The sequence below is a fragment of the Neobacillus sp. OS1-32 genome, from assembly GCF_030915425.1.
Classification (GTDB): Bacteria; Bacillota; Bacilli; order Bacillales; family Cytobacillaceae; genus Neobacillus; species Neobacillus paridis.
In genome coordinates this window covers 3,072,626-3,094,164 of the sequence record NZ_CP133263.1, presented here as the reverse complement: position 1 = coordinate 3,094,164, position 21,539 = coordinate 3,072,626, and the positions used below count along the sequence as shown (strand labels likewise).

The 21,539-nt window shown below is 41.3% G+C and carries 16 protein-coding genes and 2 pseudogenes; 13 read left to right on the top strand and 5 right to left on the bottom strand.

The window, feature by feature from the left end; all coding sequences use genetic code 11:
• Positions 1 to 146 precede the first annotated feature (146 nt).
• The 4 genes from arsD (at position 147) to norA (ending at position 4,966) form a co-directional block, all read left to right on the top strand.
• Complete coding sequence (arsD, locus tag RCG24_RS15300) at positions 147 to 512, top strand: arsenite efflux transporter metallochaperone ArsD (RefSeq protein ID WP_202655608.1); 366 nt, start codon at positions 147 to 149, stop codon at positions 510 to 512.
• 17 nt (positions 513 to 529) lie between these two features.
• Positions 530 to 2,296, top strand: coding sequence for an arsenical pump-driving ATPase (gene arsA / locus RCG24_RS15295; protein ID WP_308077423.1), 1,767 nt, complete (start codon positions 530 to 532; stop codon positions 2,294 to 2,296).
• A gap of 764 nt (positions 2,297 to 3,060) precedes the next feature.
• Entirely contained in the window at positions 3,061 to 3,495 is a 435-nt protein-coding gene (locus RCG24_RS15290; protein WP_202655606.1) for a cell wall hydrolase, read from the top strand.
• Positions 3,496 to 3,802: 307 nt separating this feature from the next.
• Positions 3,803 to 4,966 (top strand): multidrug efflux MFS transporter NorA, encoded by a 1,164-nt coding sequence (gene norA, locus RCG24_RS15285; RefSeq protein WP_202655605.1) that lies wholly within the window; start codon positions 3,803 to 3,805, stop codon positions 4,964 to 4,966.
• 154 nt (positions 4,967 to 5,120) lie between these two features.
• Here the strand turns inward: norA and RCG24_RS15280 are convergent, their stop codons facing one another.
• The gene (locus RCG24_RS15280) at positions 5,121 to 5,945 is read right to left on the bottom strand and encodes a class I SAM-dependent methyltransferase (RefSeq protein ID WP_308077422.1); all 825 of its coding nucleotides are present in this window, start codon (positions 5,943 to 5,945) and stop codon (positions 5,121 to 5,123) included.
• A 182-nt stretch (positions 5,946 to 6,127) separates the two neighbouring features.
• Between RCG24_RS15280 and RCG24_RS15275 the strand changes: the two genes are divergently transcribed.
• The 3 genes from RCG24_RS15275 (at position 6,128) to RCG24_RS15265 (ending at position 9,247) form a co-directional block, all read left to right on the top strand.
• Entirely contained in the window at positions 6,128 to 7,417 is a 1,290-nt protein-coding gene (locus tag RCG24_RS15275; protein WP_308077421.1) for a B12-binding domain-containing radical SAM protein, read from the top strand.
• A 239-nt stretch (positions 7,418 to 7,656) separates the two neighbouring features.
• The gene (locus RCG24_RS15270; protein WP_308077420.1) at positions 7,657 to 7,956 is read left to right on the top strand and encodes an imidazolonepropionase-like domain-containing protein; all 300 of its coding nucleotides are present in this window, start codon (positions 7,657 to 7,659) and stop codon (positions 7,954 to 7,956) included.
• Positions 7,913 to 9,247 carry an amidohydrolase gene (locus RCG24_RS15265; RefSeq protein WP_374049101.1) on the top strand — a complete coding sequence of 445 codons (1,335 nt, stop codon included), beginning with the start codon at positions 7,913 to 7,915 and terminating at the stop codon, positions 9,245 to 9,247. Before RCG24_RS15270 ends, RCG24_RS15265 begins: the two co-directional genes overlap by 44 nt.
• Before the next feature lie 59 nt (positions 9,248 to 9,306).
• Here RCG24_RS15265 and RCG24_RS15260 read toward each other — a convergent pair whose 3' ends face one another.
• Positions 9,307 to 10,551: an aminopeptidase gene (locus RCG24_RS15260; RefSeq protein WP_235888241.1), complete on the bottom strand. Its 1,245-nt coding sequence runs from the start codon at positions 10,549 to 10,551 to the stop codon at positions 9,307 to 9,309.
• 303 nt (positions 10,552 to 10,854) lie between these two features.
• Positions 10,855 to 11,511, bottom strand: a pseudogene (locus tag RCG24_RS15255) (alpha/beta hydrolase fold domain-containing protein); the annotation flags it as partial.
• 270 nt (positions 11,512 to 11,781) lie between these two features.
• On the opposite strand from RCG24_RS15255, the gene RCG24_RS15250 reads away from it, so the two are divergent.
• On the top strand, positions 11,782 to 12,132 hold the full coding sequence (locus RCG24_RS15250; RefSeq protein ID WP_202655592.1) for a hypothetical protein: 351 nt from the start codon (positions 11,782 to 11,784) through the stop codon (positions 12,130 to 12,132).
• Between the two features lie 253 nt (positions 12,133 to 12,385).
• Here the strand turns inward: RCG24_RS15250 and RCG24_RS15245 are convergent.
• Positions 12,386 to 12,481, bottom strand: a pseudogene (locus tag RCG24_RS15245) (SDR family oxidoreductase); the annotation flags it as partial.
• Positions 12,482 to 12,659: 178 nt separating this feature from the next.
• On the opposite strand from RCG24_RS15245, the gene RCG24_RS15240 reads away from it, so the two are divergent.
• The 5 genes from RCG24_RS15240 to RCG24_RS15220 all read left to right on the top strand — a co-directional run bounded on the left by RCG24_RS15240 (position 12,660) and on the right by RCG24_RS15220 (position 19,336).
• Positions 12,660 to 13,886 (top strand): amino acid deaminase/aldolase, encoded by a 1,227-nt coding sequence (locus tag RCG24_RS15240; protein WP_308077417.1) that lies wholly within the window; start codon positions 12,660 to 12,662, stop codon positions 13,884 to 13,886.
• Positions 13,831 to 15,135, top strand: a complete 1,305-nt coding sequence (locus RCG24_RS15235; protein ID WP_308079194.1) for a D-arabinono-1,4-lactone oxidase — start codon at positions 13,831 to 13,833, stop codon at positions 15,133 to 15,135. The genes RCG24_RS15240 and RCG24_RS15235 overlap by 56 nt, the downstream gene beginning before the upstream one ends.
• A 443-nt stretch (positions 15,136 to 15,578) precedes the next feature.
• Complete coding sequence (locus RCG24_RS15230; protein ID WP_202653268.1) at positions 15,579 to 16,940, top strand: MATE family efflux transporter; 1,362 nt, start codon at positions 15,579 to 15,581, stop codon at positions 16,938 to 16,940.
• 238 nt (positions 16,941 to 17,178) lie between these two features.
• A complete protein-coding gene (locus RCG24_RS15225) occupies positions 17,179 to 18,261 on the top strand; it encodes a DUF1646 family protein (protein ID WP_202653269.1) in 1,083 nt (360 codons plus the stop codon).
• Between the two features lie 196 nt (positions 18,262 to 18,457).
• Entirely contained in the window at positions 18,458 to 19,336 is an 879-nt protein-coding gene (locus RCG24_RS15220) for an alkaline phosphatase family protein (RefSeq protein WP_235887956.1), read from the top strand.
• A gap of 71 nt (positions 19,337 to 19,407) precedes the next feature.
• Here RCG24_RS15220 and RCG24_RS15215 read toward each other — a convergent pair whose 3' ends face one another.
• Positions 19,408 to 21,516, bottom strand: a complete 2,109-nt coding sequence (locus RCG24_RS15215; protein ID WP_308077416.1) for an MMPL family transporter — start codon at positions 21,514 to 21,516, stop codon at positions 19,408 to 19,410.
• Positions 21,517 to 21,539: the final 23 nt, after the last annotated feature.

Sequence of the window (21,539 nt, the reverse complement as noted above, 5' to 3'; positions counted from 1 at the left end):
CTGCGTGTCCGTGACGAAATTGAAGATCGGGTAAAACGCTTTGGCGAAACGGGTAAGTAATTAAATAGCTGAGTGATTCAATACTCATGGCTTTGATTATTGATTTCATATAAGTAAATACTTATATAATTATAGGAGGGACAGTAATGAGTAAAGTAGAGATTTTTGACCCGGCATTATGTTGCCCAACAGGTGTATGCGGTCCAAATGTTAATCCAGAGTTAACGAGAGTAGCAACGGCCATCTTTTTATTGGAGAAGAGAGGATATGACATTAAACGATATAACCTGGGAACAGAACCAGGAATATTTGTTGAGAACGAGGAGGTAAATAAAATCCTTCATGAAAAGGGCCCAGATTCACTTCCGGTTACTTTGGTTGAGGGAAAAACAGCAAAAATTGGAGCCTACCCAACCAATGAAGAATTTGCTGAATGGTTTGGGGTAAAAGTGGAGGAACTTGCCGAAAAGCCAAAACCACGTTTGACCATTGATTTAAAACCATCAAAATAAGAGAGAAGTGGGAAATCATGTTTCAATCCTTCAATCTGAAAGTGATTGCGGATACAAAGTTCATATTTTTTACAGGAAAAGGCGGCGTCGGGAAAACTTCAACCGCCTGTGCAACAGCTGTAGGCTTAGCGGACGAAGGAAACAGAGTTTTGCTTGTTAGTACAGATCCTGCCTCAAATTTACAGGATGTTCTGGAAGTGGAGCTAACGAATGCTCCAATAGCAATACCCAATGTTCCTAACCTTTATGCTTGTAATCTTGATCCGGAAGAAGCCGCAAGGGCTTACCGGGACAGAATTATCGGGCCTTATCGCGGAAAACTTCCTGATACAGTAGTGGCGACCATGGAGGAGCAATTATCAGGTGCTTGTACGGTTGAAATTGCGGCATTTGATGAATTTACCAACTTACTTGCAGACCCAAGAGTTGTGAATGCTTATGATCATATCATTTTTGATACAGCTCCAACTGGGCATACACTTCGCCTATTGCAATTACCAACCGCCTGGAGCGGCTTTTTGGACGAAAGTACCCATGGTGCCTCATGCCTCGGTCCGCTTTCAGGATTATCCGAAAAGAAGGAAATCTATGTGGAAACCATGAGGGCACTTTCTGATCCAGCAAAGACAATGTTGATTCTTGTTGCCAGACCTGATGAGTCATCTCTACTTGAAGCCAGTCGAGCAGCTAAGGAATTAAAAGAAATTGGTATTTCCAATCAAACTTTGATCATTAATGGGCTAATGCAGTCGTATCTATCTGATGATCAACTTTCTTCATCAGTTTATCAGCGGCAGCAGCATGCAATAAGACAAACACCTGCCGACTTAAAGCAAATGGTCAAATATGCCTTGCCATTTGTATCATATTCCTTAACAGGCGTTCAAAGTCTGCGGCATTTATTTAAACAGGATACGCTGCCGGTTGCAGAAGCAAAGATGGACGAAAAGAAAATATCTTTACCAGGCCTAAATCAAGTGATTGAGGATTTTTCTGCCAACAATAAGAGAGTTATTTTTACAATGGGTAAGGGTGGTGTTGGTAAGACCACGATCGCAGCTGCCATTGCTGTAGGGCTAGTAGAAAAAGGCCATAAAGTGCACCTAACGACAACAGACCCTGCTGCCCATTTAGAGTTTGTTTTTCAAAATAGCGAATTCAATGACCGTTTGACCATCAGTCGAATTGATCCAAAAGAGGAAGTTGCGGCTTACAGGTCTGAAGTGCTATCTAAAGTTAGCGGTGACCTGGATGAAGAAGCACTTGCCTATATTGAAGAGGATTTAAACTCTCCTTGTACAGAGGAAATCGCCGTTTTTCGTGCTTTTGCGGAAGTTGTTGCTAGTTCAAAGGATGCCATTGTGGTGATTGATACTGCCCCAACTGGCCACACCCTTCTCCTTTTGGATGCCGCTCAAGCCTATCATAAAGAGCTTGCCCGTTCAACAGGGGATATTCCAGAGAGTGCCAAGCATTTGCTGCCTCGTTTAAGAAACCCGAAGGAAACGAGTGTGGTGATCGTTACCCTAGCCGAAGCGACCCCGGTTTTAGAGGCCGGTCGTTTGCAGGACGATTTAAAACGTGCAAATATTATTCCTCAATGGTGGGTGATTAACCAGAGTCTGAACGCTGCCGAAACAAATGATCCTGTATTAAAAGGAAGAGCTAATGCAGAAGTTGCATGGATCCGGAAAGTGACTGCGGAATTGGCTGAAAAGAGTGCAATAGTCCCTTTAATGAGCGAAGAGAATAGAGGATATGAACAATTAAAACTTTATCTATGATAAGAACCAAGTGATATAATGAAGTTAATTTTTAGAAAGGCGATGGAAAAATGATAATCACAGATCAAGCTCGTGATGTATTAAAGCAATTGTTTCAACAATACAATGCTGAAAATATCCGTGTTTATTTTGCAGGCTTTGGCTGAGCAGAGCCAAAAGTAGGACTGGCTCTGGAGGAGCCGACTAAGAATGATCAAGTAGTGGCCATTAATGAAATAACGGTAGCAATTGATCCAGATATTGAGCCCTATACGGAGAATCTCACCCTTGATTTTAATCAAGAGGCCAATGGACTCGTGTTATTAGGTAATGAAAGTAATTGTTGTTAAAAGGTTAATATTAAAGGGAGTTGGGTTATTACAAACAACTTCCCTTTTTTAAAAGATAAGGGAGTATAAATTTTCGACTTTGAGAATTGTCCAGCTCCAGCGCCTAGTGTCCTTCGCTCTCCGCCCTACGATAAGTCAACAAAGCAGCTTCTATGAAAAAACATCATGTAGCTTTGCGACGAGCTGAACATTCTCTTCTTCGAATTGACTTTGGCGCAGGAGCATCGTGTTTCCTTTATCTCAGTTGGAGCGCTCCACAAGGAAGGCTTCGACAGCATTTGCATCGCACGAAGGAAAAGCGATAGCTTTTTTGAGGAGGCCATACGCCGCTGATCAAGGCGCTTGCGCTTTTCTAAGTCCAAGGATAATGTTTTAACCGAACCCGTTAACATATTGAAGGCTTTTAATCATACATTTAAATCAGAGGTGAAAAAGATGCCGAGAGCAAAATATAGATCTTCTGATGTTGATTTGATGGCAAGGATGATGCGAGCTGAAGCCGAAGGTGAAGGAAAAATGGGAATGTTGCTTGTTGGAAATGTAATTGTGAATCGTGTAAAGGCTAATTGTTTAGACTTTAAAGGGTTACGGACAATTCCACAGGTAATTTTTCAAGTACAAGGAGGAAACTATTCCTTTGAAGCAGTTCAAAAGGGGAATGTATTTTACCAGGCTGCGAGAAGTTCTGAGAGAAGACTGGCCAAACAAACCTTAGATTATTGGAGGAATTTCCCGGCTAAACATGCCTTATGGTATTTTAATCCCCATGCCCCATGTCCACCAACATGGTACGATCAACCATTTGCAGGACAATATAAACAGCATTGTTATTATGAGCCAGTGGAATGTCCTGGTGCTTATAGTTGGTAAAAAATAGTGAACTTCATCACTATATTATTGATCTTTGAAAATTATGGTAGCAGGTGTTCTTCTTTGGAAGGAATCATAATACGCAACGCCCAATCCAAGTTCCGGGGTTGGGTGTTTTTTTTGGAAAAATTGTCTCCGCAAGAAAGTACTCTATCAGCAAGTAGATTAGCAGAGCGCAAGTAAAGCATGGCCATCCGCAAGTAAAAGGCGATGATCCGCAAAAAAATAACTGTATTGTTCGGGAGGTAAAAGGTATGAAATTATCTTAGTATTGCTTTATAATGGTTATCTGGAGGAGTAGAACCATATGAAAAAAAACATGGCATTAGTCATTGTATTGATGAACCTATTGATCGCTTTTTTGGGAATCGGCCTTGTTATTCCGGTTACCCCTGCGATAATGAATGAACTACATATAACCGGGTCTGTTGTCGGCTATATGGTCGCGGCCTTTGCGCTGACGCAGCTGTTTGTGTCTCCAATAGCAGGCCGCTGGGTAGACCGCTTCGGACGGAAAAATATCATTATTATTGGATTGGTCATTTTTGGACTTTCGGAGTATTTATTCGGAATCGGCAAAACAGTGGAAGTTCTGTTTGTCTCGCGCATGCTCGGCGGTGTCAGTGCAGCCTTTATCATGCCGGGGGTAACGGCTTTTATTGCTGATATTACCACATTGGATACAAGGGCAAAAGCGCTTGGCTATATGTCGGCGGCTATTTCAGCAGGTTTTATTCTCGGGCCGGGGCTTGGCGGCTTTTTGGGGGAAATTGGAACCCGCTTGCCGTTTTTCTTTGCCGCCGGCCTTGGATTATTTGCCGGGATTTTATCTTTTCTTTTACTTCATGAGCCGGAACGAAATACTGAAAATGAGCAAGTGGCCAAACAAAGAACAGGGTTTCGCCGGATTTTTGCACCGATGTACTTTATTGCTTTTATGGTCATTTTCATCTCACAGTTTGGTCTAGCTTCTTTTGAATCGTTATTCTCCCTTTTTGTCGATCATAAATTTGCCTTTACGCCAAAGGACATTGCCATCATTATAGCAGGCAGCGGCATTTTCGGAGCCATTTTTCAAATTGTCTTTTTTGGCCCCCTGATCAAATGGCTGGGTGAGATTCGCTTAATCCTTTATTGTTTTATTTTTTCAACAGTTCTGGTGTTTTTAACAACCGTGGTCAACACCTATGCAACGATTCTGCTTGTTACCACCACTGTGTTTGTTGGCTTTGACCTAATGCGGCCGGCGGTTACAACGTATTTATCAAGGATTGCCGGAAACGAACAGGGGTTTGTTGGCGGGATGAATTCGATGTTTACAAGTATTGGCAACGTGATTGGCCCGATCATAGGCGGGATTTTGTTCGATGTCAATCTTAATTATCCCTTTTATTTTGCTACGGTGATGTTGGTGGTGGGCGTTGGAATCACACTCGCCTGGAAAGAGCCGGAATACGACACAGCGAAATAATCGTAATGGAAGCGGCTGCCCCAATCGGTAATTGTGATGGAAAAAACAAACTGCTTAAATCATATTTTCGGATCAATGGGATGGAAATGAATCTTTAGAAATAAGAGTGACTAATCTTCTTAAAATAGAGGTTAGTCTCTCTTATCTTTGATTTTTAGTGTGCACAGAGAATGAAACTATTTAATGACTGCTCATTTCCAGTTGAGGTATTCATCAATTCATAATAACTGTTGACCAATGTTTGAATCATTGGTAAAGCATGGCTAAATTGTTGGCGAATACTATTGGCGTAACTCTTTTCCCATTGCCCATCCTGCAAATACGTTGCATCAACTACAAGTTGTTTTTCAATTTGAAAGTCTGCTTGTTTCAACAGCTGTTTTATCTGGGTTTTATCAAATAAATTTTGGATATTTCCATCATTATTTATAAAGTTTGAATATAACGCCAGAATCGAAGCCGCACAAAAATGAGCACGCTGCGCCATGCTGGTAAAGTCAAGATCCCATTCTGCAAAGCATAGACGTTTAGTCATGCCCCGCAGTTTTTTAAAATAATGCAGTACATCCTCCGGTCTCTTAAAATACCATGAGCAATGTGAGAGGACCGCCATGTCAAATAGTGCAGTCGATTCAAATTTGTCAAAATCGGTTTCGAATTGGAAGGAGATACGTTTTCCTAGTGCGGAGTTCATAATTCGATCAGCAGATTGGCCTAATGTCAGCGGTGCACCATAATCAGGGCTGGCTATATCAATTGCCGTAACAAAGCCATTTTCTCCCACTGCATCTGCTATTGCAACGGTAGTATCGCCTTGACCGCAGCCAATTTCCAATACATGCATTCCTGTTTGAATCGCAAATGCTTCTACTAAACTTAAACGATGCTGCAATTGAACCTGTTGAATTACATCGTCTTCAAATAGTTTATAGTTCGCTAAAAAGGCTGCTGTTTTTTCATTAAGCTGAAAAGATGTCATCAGAGTCCCTCCTAAATGATGGGTAGGTAAGTCAGCCACGCTCTTACTAAGGGTTATAAACATATTTTTAATAAGACTATCATATTTACCGCCGTTGTCCCAACCTATATGGAAGATAGATTTTTTGTTAGGTCACGATACATAACAATCTGAGATATTTCAATAGTGAAGAGTGATGCAGAGTGAAAAAGAAATTATTGATGATTACTCCGGAGAATCAAGAAATCAATCGCTTTAGAAAAAGGCAATTTAATAACTTTGTCCAGATTACCATGCCGTATCTGGCCGCCTTTGTTGACCAGGAAAAATATCTCGTAACCTTAGTGGATGAGTACAACCAAAAGACCCCCTTTGACCGGCATTTTGACTTAGTAGCGATCACCGTGAATACTTCAAACGCTGCCCACTGTTATCGAATGTCGGAAAAATTCAGGGAAATGGGAGCAAAGGTTGTCTTTGGCGGACCGCATGTCACCCTTTTACCGGACGAAGCAATGGAGCATTGTGATTATCTGATTGTTGGCGAGGCAGAACAAACTTGGCCACAGTTTCTTTCGGAATTTTACAATGGCGAATGTGAGAAAAAGCTCTATCAGATGGGTGAGATCCCTTTCTTGGCTGGAATTCCAATTCCAAGGCGGGATTTAATTCATAAGCGATTCTTTACAAAAGGTGCGGTCATTTCCTCAAGAGGCTGCCCTTATCATTGCGCGTACTGCAACCTTAAACAAATTTATCATGATTCGTTCAGAACACGGCCGATTGCTGAAGTAATTGAAGATATTCGCCAAATGAAGAGCAAATATTTTGTTTTTTGGGATGATAACTTTTTTGGTGACATCAGGTATGCTAAAGCACTGATGAAAGAGTTGAAGGGCTTAAACAAGCGCTGGGCTGCCCAGGTGACGCTGGAGCGGTGCCGTGATCAGGAACTATTGCAGCTTGCCAAAGAATCCGGCTGTATTTATTTCTTTGTCGGAATTGAGTCCTTTTCCGAGGAAAGCCTGCAAAGTGTGAACAAGCGGATCAACAATGTTGCAAAGTATGAGCAGCTCATTGGCGATATTCACAGGCACGGCATTTCAGTGCAGGCGGGAATCATTTTTGGTTTTGATACAGATAACCGCGATGTTTTTAAGAAAACACTGGATGCCTGCAATCACCTTGGCATTGATGGGGTAACCGTCAGCATTCTGACACCGTTACCCAAAACCCCGGTTTATGAACAGTATAAAAGAGAAGGAAGGCTTTTGACAGACGACTGGAGTGCATATAACGGAAAAACAAGAGTTGCCTATCAACCGAAACAAATGACTGCTGAAGAACTATTCGAAGGATATATGTGGTTTAGGAAGGAATTTTACTCCTGGAAATCGATATGTAAGAGAATGAAAGTATCACGGGTCAATTTGCTTCATAACTTACTCGTAAATTTGGGCTATAAAATCAGCATTAAAGGAACCTATAAATAAATATATCTTAAAATTGATTCCTGTCAGCATTCCATTATTATCGATTATAATAGGAATAGATCTTGTTATTCTTCTGCTGTGTCTTATTTTCATTTATAATCTTTGGAATTTGGAAAAAGGTAGCTGGGCACTTTGGTCCTGTTAAGGCAAGGAAAAGAGATTGAATAAGCTGGGCCGTTGAATGTGTGCTGGTTTTTCAGCTGATTTAAGGAAACTATTGCGGTGAGGGGATCATTTTAATGAAACAACTGTGGTATGGTGGAACCATTTACACGATGGAAAAAGAAAATGAAACGGTTGAAGCTGTTCTGGTTGAGAATGATAGAATCCTAGCGGTCGGCTCGTTTGCTGAGCTTCATGTCCAGGCAGATGAGTGCATCAATTTGCAAGGTACGGTCATGTACCCGGGGTTCGTTGACAGCCATCTTCATTCTGATTTTTCAAGGAGAAAAGTTACTTCGGCTCGACTTAACAAAAGCCCGTTCGGCGGAAGAGATGTTAGCGATGGTCAAGGAGGCAGCGGAGACAACACCTGCTGATCAATGGCTGTTTGGCGAAGGCTGGAATGAAAATAATTTTCCTGATAAGCGAATTCCAACCATGGCTGAACTTGATGCGATTCGAAAAGGACCGATCCTTTTAACTAGGGTTTGTCATCATGTTGTTCTTGGAAATACAGCGGCGCTGCAGGCAGGCGGAATAACGGAAACAAGTAAGGCACCTGCCGGAGGGGAGATCGGCCGGGATCCCGCTGGAAAGTTAAATGGGCTTTTATATGAAAAAGCCTCAGACCTCGTGACCAATGCGATTCCCCGGGGAGGAGAAGCCTATATTGATTCTTTGGCAGCGGAGCTAAGCCTTGCGGTTGAGCAGATGCTGTCGGTCGGCTTAACAGGTGCCCATACGGAAGATATGTCCTATTTCGGCGATTTTCATAATCCGCTGACGGCCTTTCACCGTGTTATTGGTGAGAAACATCATTTCCGTGTAAACCTGCTTCGACACTATACTGTTTTTGAAAAAATGATGCAGGCGAATCTTGACTTTGACGCGCCATTTATTGAGCCGGGAGCGATGAAAATTTTCACGGATGGGTCATTAGGCGGTTCAACCGCTGCGTTATCCAAGTCGTATGCCGATCAGCCGGGCCATAACGGGCTGCTGGTGCAAACTGATGAACAGCTGGAGGAGCTTGTCAAGCTTGCCCGTAAATATGATGAAGTGGTTGCCGTACATATGATTGGTGATGCCGGGGCGGAACAAATTCTCAATGTGATTGAGCAGTATCCGGCGCCAAGCGGCAAACGTGACCGCTTAATCCACGCCTGTGTTCTGCGTGAAGATTTAATCGAACGGATGGCGAAATTGCCGGTAGTTGTCGATGTGCAGCCAGCGTTTGTTCCATCTGATTTTCCTTGGGTCATTGACCGCCTTGGCGAAGAACGTTTGGAATATGCTTATCCTTGGAAGACCTTATTAGATCATGGCATTATGTGTGCCGCAGGAACGGATGCCCCAATCGAGGATTTTAATCCGATTGCTTCGATCTATGCTGCGGTAGAGCGGAAAAGGCCTTATGCCGCGCATGAAGGATATGTGCCGAAGGAAAAAATCTCCCGGTTTGATGCCATTCGCATGTATACGGTCGGCAGTGCCCAGGCTATTTGTAAAGAGCACGAGCGCGGGCTGATTAAACCCGGTTACGCTGCCGACTTCTCGATTTTTGACCGTGATCTATTTGCCGGCACCTCAGAGGATATGCTAAAAGCCCAAGCGGTAAAAACGGTGGTTGCGGGACGGACGGTTTATGATAGAACGAACTTAAAATAAAAAGACGGGGATGGTTCTACTTCATAAAGGAAGTAAAACCGTCCCCGTGCTGTATCTTGTTAGATTGCCCAGTCTCCGTTGCGGAAGATTGGAACAACCGTACCGTCTTGTTTGATTCCGTCGATATTCATTTTGTCAGAGCCAATCATGAAGTCGACGTGAACCGTAGATGTATTCATACCGTGTTTTAATAATTCTTCTTCGCTCATTTTTGTCCCGCCTTGGATGGTCGTTGGATATGCTGCCCCGATCGCTAAGTGATTGGAGGCATTCTCGTCAAATAACGTGTTAAAGAAAATGATCCCGGATTGTGAAATTGGCGATGGGTCCGGAACAAGAGCGACTTCCCCGAGGCCGGTTCCGCCTTCGTTGTCAAACACCAGCTTCTTAATCGCTTCATCCCCCTTTTCAGCAGAAATATCGACGATTTTGCCATCTTTAAAATGCACTTCAATGCCTTCGATCAAGGTCCCAGCGTAGCTTAATGGTTTTGTACTGCGAACAACGCCTTCCATGCGATGCGTATCAGGAGCGGTAAATACCTCCTCTGTTGGCATGTTGGCAATAAACTCTTCACCTTTTGGATTTAAACTTCCGGCACTTGCCCAAATATGGTTCTTTGGCAGTCCTAAGGTTAAATCTGTGCCTGGTGCTGTATAATGCAAGGCATCAAACTGAATTTCATTTAATTTCGTTGCTTTTTCATCCAAGGTATTTTTGTGTTCATCCCAGGCGGCAATAGGATCATCTTCATAGACACGGCAGGTTTTAAAAATTTGATCCCATAACGCATCCACTTGTTCCTCCGATGTTTTCAGGTCTGGGAACACTGAAGCGGCCCAGCCGGCTCCGGCAGCCGCAGCAACCGTCCATTTTAAATCATCATTTTGGGTCGCCACCCGCTGCGCTTTGAACGCCTTGCCGGCTACCTTTTGATAAGCCGCGACCTTAGCAGGGTCGGCTTCATTCAATAGGCCGGGATCACTAGAGACGATCGATAGCCTGCTGACGCGATGATTTAATACATGATCTTCGGATTCTTGGATTTCATAATCAGGAATGTCCGTCAGCACTTCTGTCGGCTGATGCAAGTAATGCAGTTTCGTAATTTCATCATCAGACCATTTGACGATGACTTTTTCCGCACCTAAGGCATAAGCCTCTTTGGTGATAAGCCGTGCTAAAGGTGCCTGATCAACGTTAATCGTCATTTTTACCCAATCTCCGGGCTGAACATTAATTCCTTTCGCCACTAAAAGCTTTGCGTATTTTTGTAGGTTTTCTTCAAAGTTTGGCAGTACCATTTTTTTACCTCCAGCAATTTTGGGTTTATTATTATAGTAACATAATTTACCGAAAAGTAATTCCTTTTTGAATCTTTTGCTGAAATCATCCTTTTTTAACTCTGAATTATGCGTTTCTAAAAACTTCACCACTGCCTGAGTCATGTTTTTCGCCTCTTCTGATCCGTTTTTCCCCCCTAACAGTTTTGTAATTTCGCGGTGTGTCAATGTTTTGCTTGTAAATGTTTGTAACGTGTTGCCAGAGTTTTTTGCTATTTTTAAAAATGAGGAAGTAGATTTATTATTGGGCCCAACCAGCAGCATCGGCGGTAAATTTCGCTGGGCAACATAGGTAATCGGCGACGCCTCACGCCAAACTTGCTGATCGTCACCAAATACTTGCTTGTATTTTTTATTTTTCGGGATATAATTCATGAGATCGACCGGTCCATCTAGGTTTACGACAGAATTCACTATTTCCGGAGGAAGACCCGCCCGATTTAAAAAGTTAGGTTTTGTTCCAATCAGCATGACCAAATGGCCGCCTGCAGAATGTCCCATCAAATTTATTTTCCTTTTGTCAATATGATGAGGTTCGGCGTGAAGGTAAATCCATTTAATCGCTGTTGCAATATCTTTTGCCATTTCCTCATATGTTACTTGAGGGGCGAGACGATAATTAACGGATACAAATACATAGCCTTTATTGGTAAAAAAGGCAGGCTTTGCCGCGACATTGCTTTTATCCCCCCTCATCCAACCACCGCCATGGACATAAATAATGGCCGGAGAATTCTTGTTGATAGCAGGTGTGTAGATGTCCAAAGTTTGCCCTGGTTTGTCACCATATTTAAGGTTTAACTGCTTAGATTCTTTTCCTTTAGAGGGCTGATAGAAAAACAATGTCGTTATCGTTAAAATAAGCAACAATGAAAAAAACCGAAAAAGCCTCGCCCGCCTTTTAAAAAAATGCTTCAACATCATCACCCTTCTTTTCCAATGTCAAATATAGAATGTCCTTTATTATGGAAAATTATTGAATAAATTAGGGAGGAATAGCTAGCTTATGCTTCCTTTAAAGGTGGATAACGTTTGGTTGATACTCGCATTGATTTAGAATGAGAAAAAAAATGAAGAGGGAACTGAGTATGATTTTTTTCAGTAAAAAAGAGTGTTACAATTACATTGATTATCCCATTCTTTTTTAAAATGAGTCCAAAAGTTAATATCATATGTAAAGGGGAACTTTATATGACAGCACCAGTAAAACCTGTGATTACGTTTGATGAGCTGGAAAAGGTTGATATTCGTGTCGGCACAATTAAATTGGTCGAAGACGTTGAAAACTCGAGAAAGTTAATTAAATTGACGGTGGATTTTGGCGATTTTACCAGAACGATTTTAACCGGAATGAAGGGTGAAAGAGAAAATCCAAAGGAAATTGAAGGACAGCAGGCGTTATTTGTCGTTAACCTAGCACCACGAAAAATGGCAGGCGAGCTTTCTGAAGGAATGCTTTTTGATATCGGCTATGCGGATGGAATTGTCCCTGTATTGGCACAACCCGAAAAGCCGGTTCCGAATGGGACGAGATTGGGATAAATTTTGGCGGGTGCCCCGGCTCGTTAAGCGGGAAAGGCCTCTATTGATGTAAATAATTAAACAATAGAGGCCTTTTTGTTTAGGGGTTATTTGTAAATATTTTTATAGCCATTTACTGATTTTTTTACTTCATAAAAGTGTAAAGTCCCACCTTATTAGCGGATTTTATACATTTATTAGCGATTCTATAGTTTTATTAGCGAATTCAGGTCATTTATTAGCGAATTGATGCGATTTATTAGCGAATCAGAACCGGAGAAATAGCATTGACGGTTATCCGGTCTTGGCTGAAGGAGGCTGCGAGTGCATGCGTAATGGCAACAATCCCGCCTTTTGTGGCCGCATATGATCATCACAGAAGACAAGATGTTGGCTAGAAAGGGGACCTTCTCCTCTATAAATTATTTATTGTCCGATTAGTCATGAATGCCGGGAAAGGACAGTATCATTTAGAAGAACCAGTAATCCAAGGCAATCATTTTTAAGGATTTGAATTTGCATTGATAAATAAAGTGAGGTGATCGTTATTGTTTTCAAAAGAACTATTCCAGAATATATCCCTTCCTGCTTTGCTTTTAGATGTCCAAGCTTTGGATGATAACTGCCGGAGGATTGCGGCAAAGGCGAACGGTAAAAAAATTAGAATTGCCACTAAATCGATCCGGTCAGTTCCTGTCTTAAACAGGATTTTTCAATCGAATTCCGTTTTTCAAGGCCTCATGTGCTACAGTCCCCATGAAGCTATTTTTCTCACGGAAAACGGTTTTGATAATATTTTGTTAGGCTATCCTTGCTGGGATTCGGAGGCTCTGTTTCAAATTGCCCGGTTAAATGGGAATCGGAAACAAATTATTTGTATGGTTGATTCCCTCCAACACATTGATCACCTAAAGGAGATAGCTGGAAGGGCAAAGGGAATGTTCTATCTGTGCATTGATGTCGATATGAGCACAATGATCGGCAGCCTGCATTTTGGTGTAAGGCGCTCTCCATTGAGAACGGAAGAGGAAGTCATCCGGCTTGTGCGAAAAATAAAGCAGTCCTCTGGGTTGAAACTGCTCGGCCTTATGGGTTATGAAGCACAAATTGCCGGGGTAGGCGATAGAATGCCTTCACAGCATCTAAAAAATCGTGCTGTCACTTTTATGAAAAAGCAGTCATTAACTAAAATCGTGGCGCGAAGGAAATCGGTTGTTCAAGCGTTAGAAAGGGAAGGGCAGCCGGTGGCCTTTGTCAATGGCGGAGGAACGGGGAGCCTTGACACGACATCGAAAGAAGAGGTAGTTACCGAACTGACTGCCGGATCGGGATTCTATTCCCCGCTGTTATTCGATTATTATCAAAATTTTCGCTTTCAACCCGCCTTATTTTTTGCACTTCCGGTTGTAAGGAAGCCGACTTCCACTATTTATACATGCCTTGGGGGTGGGTACATTGCATCCGGACCACATGGAAAGGATAAGGTGCCTCAGCCGGTTTATCCGCCAGGCGGCAAACTCCTGCCATTTGAGGGGGCAGGAGAGGTGCAAACGCCGATTTATTATGAAAAAGAAACACTGGAAATTGGCGATGCCGTTATTTTCCGGGCGGCCAAAGCCGGGGAAATTTGTGAGCGTTTTAATGAGATTGTTTGCATAGCTGATGGGCGAATTGTCGATCGTTATCCTACTTATGGGGGGAAGGGAAATGCTTTCTTTAATGAAAACAGTTCAAGGAAGACCATGGAGAAACTGGGCCCGTACATGCGAAAGTAGTCCGGAAAAAACATGGTATCCATCCTCTGTCGAAGAGGTTGTTGCCATTGTGAAAGAAGCATCAAAGCAAAAGAAGACTATTCGCGTGGTGGGGGCCGGGCATTCATTTACGAGTTTAGTAAAAACAGAGGAATGGCTTGTTTCCCTTGATTCCTTAAGCGGAATTGAACAGATTGACAAGCAAAACAGCACCGTCACGGTTCTGGGCGGAACCAGGCTGTTTCAATTGGGAGAGGCACTTGGTCATGCCGGGTATGCACAAGAAAATCTGGGGGATATCAATGTCCAAAGTATTGCCGGAGCGATTTCAACAGGAACCCATGGAACGGGACTGATGTTCGGCACTCTGGCAACCCAAGTCTTGGAATTAACTCTCGTAACCGCCTCAGGTGAAATTCTTACCGTTTCTGAAAAACAAAACTCACGCTATTTTAAGGCCTGCCTCGTTTCTCTTGGAAGTCTTGGAATTATTGTCAAAGTCAAACTAAAAATTATTAAAGGCCTTGTGTACGAATATCGAAGTGAGAAAGTAATCTACTCTGAGTTTGAGCCACAGCTTGAACGTTACATGAAAGAGAACCGCCATTTTGAGTTTTATTTATTTCCGTATTCAGATATTGTCCAGGTAAAAACCATGAACATTACCGAACGAAAGCCTCAAAGTTTATTGCTTCACCGTCTTAATCTTCTCATTTTGGAAAACTATTTATTTTTCATCCTTTCGGAACTTTGCAGAGCCTTTCCAAAGAGTTGTCGCTCTATCAGCAGACTATCTGCTAAGGCGGTTGGCAGCACAAAAATAGCAGCAAATAGTTATAAGCTTTTTGCGACTCCAAGATTGGTTAAATTCAGGGAAATAGAATACTGCATTCCGCTTCAGCATTTCAAATCGGCACTTCAAGAGGTACGGCAGCGTATTGAGGACCAGCAGTACCAAGTTCATTTTCCCATAGAGTGCAGGACGGTCAAGGAAGATGACATTTGGCTTAGTCCAGCGTACGAGAGGAATTCTGCCTACATTGCCTTCCATATATACAAAGGGATGCCTTATGAAGACTATTTTCGCGATATGGAGTCCATCATGAGAAAATATGAGGGGAGACCACATTGGGGAAAAATGCACAACCTGGAAAAAGATGAGTTACACGCCCTCTACCCAAAGCTCCCAGACTTCCTTTCCATAAGACAAGAACTTGACCCACAAGGAATCTTCCTAAATGACTATTTAGAAAGTATTTTAATAGGATGAAGCTCTGCATCTGCGGGCTCCTGCCAATTCTTTATGTTTTAGGTTAAGAGTGATTGAGCAAGGATATACAAAATAACCTAAAAATTAAAATATATTGTGATTATTAATACATTTTACATTATGGTAAAATTTGTGTATATTTGTAATTAATCCCGGTGAAAATGTAAAATTTAGTAATAATCTGACTTGGATTAAACAGGAGTAAATGTATGAACCACCACAGCCAGCCCTTTTTCCATCAGTTATTGGAGGAAAATGCTTTGAACGATAAAAGAAAAGCAAGTATGAAATTTGTCGAATTAAATGTGAAATTATTTTATAACTATGAAGTAGAGTACCATTCCTCGAGATCAGTATACTTCATAGATCCAAACAATTATAAACTTGAAATATCAGAATATATTGGTGGCGGAATTAATAAGCCTAGAAAGAGGTAGTGGATTTTGCGTATTGAACAACAGTCGTTTACAACAATCTCAATAATAAACTCTACAATTCCTATCTTTTTATATAATTTGGTAAATTTTTCATTCACTATTGTAGATAGTTTAATGGTTGCTCCTTTAGGCGAAGAAAATTTAGGCGCTGTGGGGCAGGCAGGAATCTTTTTTAATGTAGTGATGATGTTTTTCTTGGGTATATTTTCTATATATACCCCTCTTATTTCAAGATTAAATATAAGGAAGGATAAACAAGTATTCTTTTCACGTTTAATTCAAATGATATTTTTAGGGTTTATATTTTCACTAATTGTAATTACTATTTGTAGTTTTACAGGAGCTTTTTTTACATTATTTGGCCAACCTTCTAAAACTTCAAATTTAGTGGTAAATTATATTGAAGTCCTAAAATGGTCATCAATATTTGCTTTAATATACAGTCTGTTTGCCCAAACTGTATATATTTTAGAGAAGGCAAAAATTATTCTTTATACAGTTATTTTCGGAAATTTATTAAATGTACTTTTAAATTGGATATTTATTTATGGCAAATTTGGATTTCCTCAATTAAATGTTGCCGGGTCTGCTCTTTCAACACTAATTGTAAGAATTTTAATGCTCTTGGTAGTAGTTATTTTCGTTTCTAAAGAGTTGTCTATTTCGTTTTTTAAAAGTAAAAAAATAACAATTGAAAAAGAATACCTAAAGAATGTCATCCTTAAAGGTATACCTAAAGGTGTAACGACAGTAAATGATTGGTTTGCTTCATTTGTATTAATTCTTTTTGTTGGATGGGGCGGAGTTACACATATTGCTAGTAATCAAGTAGCTGATTTGATTTCAAGCCTAATGTATATGTTGCCACAAGCATTTTGTGTAGTAATTACTATACATCTATCAAAGCAAATAGGTCAGAATCAAATTGAACTTGTATCTTTAAAATCAAATATAATTGAATTGTTCAGGAAAATAATTCCAATAAATTTATTCTTTATTTTGGTTATTTTTATATTACTACCATATATAATTAGATTATTTTCACTCCAACCATCCACTGACGCATTCCAATTGGCGTATAATATTATGCTGGTCCATATCTCTTTCTTTGTATTTTATGCATTGCAATATTTCTTACTGTCGGTCTTGGACTCTTTACTAGATACAAAAGTACCAAGCATAATTGCAGTACTAACATCTTATTTATTTGTTTTACCAAGTGCGTTTATTCTATCTAGTTATAGTTCAAATCCAGTAGTTATATGGATTGTTGACGGGATAGGAAACGTCCTAATGACAATTTTCCTTGGTTGGAGAGTAATAAGTCATTTTAAAAAACACTCTAGGTCTATTAATGTAAGTATTTAGGTATGGAGGGGTTCTGTGTTAATTCAATCAGTTTGATATAAAAATAGAATCGATTGAATTCCTATATGTTAAAATATAACCTGACTGGATGTTGAAAGTTCTAACCAAGATAAGGTAGAATAATATTATTAATAATTAAAGAGTTTATTTTTTAGGAGGAGCCTGTCACCAAGGGAGAAGTATGTCCCTTTGGTGGCAGGCTTTTTTTATATAAAAAACAAAAGGAGGAAGTGATCGAATGATCATTGGTTTATCCATCATCTTGCTGCTCGTACTATTTTTACCCTTTACCAAGTTTGTCGAGCGCAACCTGGAAGTATTTTTATTTATCATGGGGCTGTTGGCGGTAACAGTGAGTCAAGTATTTTCCTGGCCGCTTGTAAAGGAAGCACTCGTTCATCCTATCAACATTACACTTGCCGTTCTGTTTGCCGGTCTTTTGTTCCGCTGGTTCCAGGCTCCGATTGAAAAAGGTGTCCTTTGGATTAGTAGTGTCATGCCTTACCGGTTGTTTATTGCCCTGTTTGTCATTACTCTGGGCTTGCTTTCCAGTGTGATTACTGCTATTATTGCGGCCATTATTCTTGTTGCCGTCGTGAGTGTTTTGCGGCTTGATCGCAAGTCGGAAGTCCGTGTGGTTGTCTTGGCCTGTTTTGCGATTGGCTTGGGTGCTGTACTGACACCGATTGGCGAACCGCTTTCAACGATTGTGGTCAGCAAACTGGATGAGGAATTTCTATATTTATTAAAGTTAGTCGGAACTTCTGTCATCCCTGTTGTGATTATTTTTGGTATCTTAGCTGCTTTTTTCATCCATCCCCGGAAGGGTTCAGGTGAGGCTGAAGTCGCAGCGGGAATGGAGCTGGAGGAGCAATCACAAGGTTACAGCCAAGCTGATTCTGCATTCAGTACTGAGACCAAGTCGGAGAAAGAGTCTTATGGGGAAATTATCATCCGCAGTTTGAAAATTTATTTGTTCGTTATGGCGTTGACATTTCTTGGCGCTGGATTCGAACCATTTATTGAGGCCTATCTACTAGATGTAAGTCCAAAACTTATGTATTGGATCAATATGGTGTCAGCCATCTTGGATAATGCCACGCTGGCAGCAGCAGAAATCAGCCCGGCGATGAATGATGAAACCATTAAAGATATTTTGATGGGTCTTCTGATTAGCGGGGGAATGTTAATCCCCGGGAATATTCCGAATATCATTGCTGCCGGAAAGTTAAAAATTACAAGCGGCGAATATGCTCGCTTTGCCTTTCCAATTGGTATGGTAGCTATGGTCATCTACTTTGTGGTTATTCTGGTCATTTAGATAAGTCTAAGGTCATCCCCTTGCCGTGATTCCAGCGGATATGGCTGGCCCTTTTTGCTGGTGCCTATGTTTCCCTTTTCATATACTTTTACCCTTTTTGATACAGTGATTGATTTCCCTTTGCCAAAAACTGGTCATTATGGTGTTGTTTGGGTAATAATAGAATTAAAAATGAAAGGAAAGAAGGCAGAGAATTTTGATTAAAAAGTGGGGAATGTCGTTCTTAATAGTTGTCGTTATTTTAACGGCTTGTGCTCAAAATCAAGAGGCGAAAAAGCAAACTCCAGCCGAAAAAAATATCGCTACAGAGAGAAAGCTTCCAAAAATTGACCATATTGTCGTAGTTGTTGAGGAAAATCGATCACTAAAAGCAATTAAAGGAAATTCAGAAGCTCCTTATATCAATTCACTGATGCAGCAGGGGGCAAATATGACAAACTTTTATGCGATTGAGCATCCCAGCCAGCCTAACTATTTGGATTTGTTCTCCGGGTCTAATCAAGGTGTGACGGATGATAAGGTCCCCAAAAAGAAATTCTCTACGGATAATTTGGCGAGTGAGCTGCTTGCAAAAAATGATACATTTGTCGGTTATTCCGAAGACCTTCCTTCCACTGGCTTTGAGGGGGAATCTACTCGTCCCGGTGGATATGCCCGTAAGCATAATCCTTGGGTGAATTTTATCAACGTACCAAAGAAGGTTAATCAGCCATTAACAAATTTTCCTAAGGACTTTACGAAACTACCGACGGTATCCTTTGTCATTCCCACGCTGCAACATGACATGCATGATGGCTCCATTAAGGAAGCAGATAAGTGGCTGAGGAAACACATCGATCCATATGTCCAATGGGCGAACAAGCATAATAGTTTATTGATTGTAACCTGGGACGAGGACGATGGTTCACAAAATAATAAAATAGCCACCTTTTTCGTCGGCCCCATGGTCAAGCCCGGTCAATACAAGGACAAGCTAAACCACTTCAATCTTTTAAGAACGCTGGAGGACCTTTACGGTTTAGAGCATGCCGGAAAAAGTAAAACGGCAAATCCGATAAAGAACATATGGAAATAACAAAAGGGGACGGTTCTCTGCTAAAGGACCGTCCCCCTTTATTGAGCTTCTGGCAGTAAAGGCAACTGCTATTATTTGCTCTCACTAACCTGTTTATCTTTTTCTAATAGAACAATCAATCCAGGCAGTAACATTCCTCTGATTAAGAAGGTGTCGAGCAGAATGCCGACTGCGACGATGAAGCCGAAGACAAACAATAATTGAATCGGTTGGGTCATTAATACGGCAAAGGTGGCCGCCAAAATCAAGCCGGCAGAGGAAATAACCCCGCCTGTATTGGTAACGGCGATTTCCACCGCTTCTTTGATCGTATGCTTTGCTCTTTCCTCCTGGAACCTCGAGACGAGCATGATATTGTAGTCAATTCCCAAGGCGACAAGGAAGACAAAGGCATACAGCGGCACGCGGTCGCTGATTGTATCAATTCCAAAAAACAAATTGCTTAGGAAGGTACCCAAGCCTAATGCGGCAAAGAATGAAACAAGAATCGTGCCCATCATATAAATCGGCATTTTAACTGATTTGGTTAAAACAATTAATAAGATAAAAATTAAAATCGTCTCCAATGTGACAATGACTTTGACATCCCGGTCATTGACAATACGGTCATCCACTTTAGTGGCGGTTTCGCCCGCAAAATACAATTTACCATGAAGGCCGCTGTCCGCAACAATCTGTTTGGAATGGTTAATTGTTTGTTCCAGCCCATCAATTGTTTTAATCGCATAGGGGTTTCCGGAAAAAGTCAGACTATAATAAAGCACTGAATCATTATGTGTTTTCTCGCCTAAGCGGACATTGCTGACAAGCGGCTGTGCCTCCAACGTGGCTCTTAATTTTTCCTGCTGTTCGCTAGAAACGGGATCTTTAGATTCAAACACCACAGTGGTTGGAGCCAAATCTCCTCTCTCAAACTTTTGTGCTAAAATTTCATAGCCTTGACGGGAAGGCATATCTTTTGGAAAAGATTTCATTGTGTCATATTCATATTTAAGATTAAACAAATTGCTTGCTGAAACTAACAGGAAAATGCCAATCACAACGACAGAAAGGCCAGGCTTTTTCGCCACGAGTCGGCCGATTTTTCCCCAAAATACATGCTTACTGGCATAGGCCTGCCCCACATGAGGTATTTTCGGCCAAAATGATTTTCTGCCAAACAAGGTGAACAATGCCGGAACAAGGGTGATTGATGCTGCCATAATCACAACCATTGTCGTGGCAAAGGTCGGAGCAAAGTTCCGGTAGTCCCCAAATTGAGCAAAGAATAACACCAGCATCGCCGCTAAAACCGTTCCGCCCGAAAAGAAGACCGGCATGCCTGTTTCCCGCATTGCTTCCTTCATCGCCTGGAACTTACTTTCATGATTTGTCAGCTCTTCCCGATAGCGCGAAAAGACGAATAAGGAATAATCAATAGTTGCGGCAAATAATAGAATCGACATAATCGACAATGTCTGATTACTTAACACAAGCCCCGCTTTTCCCATGATTCCCAGAAGCTGATTTACCACTTCATAGACAAAAGCGGCTGCTAAGAGCGGAATCAAGGCTAATAATGGCGACCGGTAAATCACAATTAATAAAATAAGAATTAAACCGACTGTTGATAAAATCAGGACGAGGTCGGCACGTGAAAACAGGTCAAGTGTATCAGCGGCAATCCCCGCAGGTCCGGTTACATATAATTTATAGTCCGTTGTATCCGCAGCAATATCTTTAACCTTCGCCAAGGAATCTCTGATTTCCTTACTTTCGAGTGAAGCGTTGAAAGTTAAGGGGACGATGGCTGTTGTTTTATCCTTAGAAAAAAAGCCCGCTGTTGCTTGCGGTGGAAGGGAGGCGATCGGGATAATCTGATCAATTCCATTAATATTTTTTTCCTTTATTTTCTCCAAGACTTTGCCAAGTTCTTGAATCTTCACTTCGCCTTTTTTGGCTTGAAAGACCAAAATAGCCGGTGTTCCTTCATTGTTAGGAAAGTATTGATCCATCTTTTTCTGGGCAATCACTGATTTGGCATCATCGGGGAGCGAAGCAATCGTCGATACTTCATAATCCTTGGCACTTGGTGCAAAAACGGCAAGGACCATGGTGATGATAAACCATGAAGCAAGCGTTATCCACATACCCCTTTTGCTCGAAACACGATCGGTAACCGTTTGTAAGATTTTCTTCACTTTTTTAGTAACTCCCTTCTTTA

Bases quoted from the DNA above. Each gene is read 5' to 3' on its own strand.
- arsD (WP_202655608.1), top strand. From the start codon at position 147: ATGAGTAAAGTAGAGATTTTTGACCCGGCATTATGTTGCCCAACAGGT.
- arsA (WP_308077423.1), top strand. From the start codon at position 530: ATGTTTCAATCCTTCAATCTGAAAGTGATTGCGGATACAAAGTTCATA.
- RCG24_RS15290 (WP_202655606.1), top strand. From the start codon at position 3,061: ATGCCGAGAGCAAAATATAGATCTTCTGATGTTGATTTGATGGCAAGG.
- norA (WP_202655605.1), top strand. From the start codon at position 3,803: ATGAAAAAAAACATGGCATTAGTCATTGTATTGATGAACCTATTGATC.
- RCG24_RS15280 (WP_308077422.1), bottom strand. From the start codon at position 5,945: ATGACATCTTTTCAGCTTAATGAAAAAACAGCAGCCTTTTTAGCGAAC.
- RCG24_RS15270 (WP_308077420.1), top strand. From the start codon at position 7,657: ATGAAACAACTGTGGTATGGTGGAACCATTTACACGATGGAAAAAGAA.
- RCG24_RS15265 (WP_374049101.1), top strand. From the start codon at position 7,913: ATGTTAGCGATGGTCAAGGAGGCAGCGGAGACAACACCTGCTGATCAA.
- RCG24_RS15260 (WP_235888241.1), bottom strand. From the start codon at position 10,551: ATGGTACTGCCAAACTTTGAAGAAAACCTACAAAAATACGCAAAGCTT.
- RCG24_RS15250 (WP_202655592.1), top strand. From the start codon at position 11,782: ATGACAGCACCAGTAAAACCTGTGATTACGTTTGATGAGCTGGAAAAG.
- RCG24_RS15235 (WP_308079194.1), top strand. From the start codon at position 13,831: ATGAAAACAGTTCAAGGAAGACCATGGAGAAACTGGGCCCGTACATGC.
- RCG24_RS15225 (WP_202653269.1), top strand. From the start codon at position 17,179: ATGATCATTGGTTTATCCATCATCTTGCTGCTCGTACTATTTTTACCC.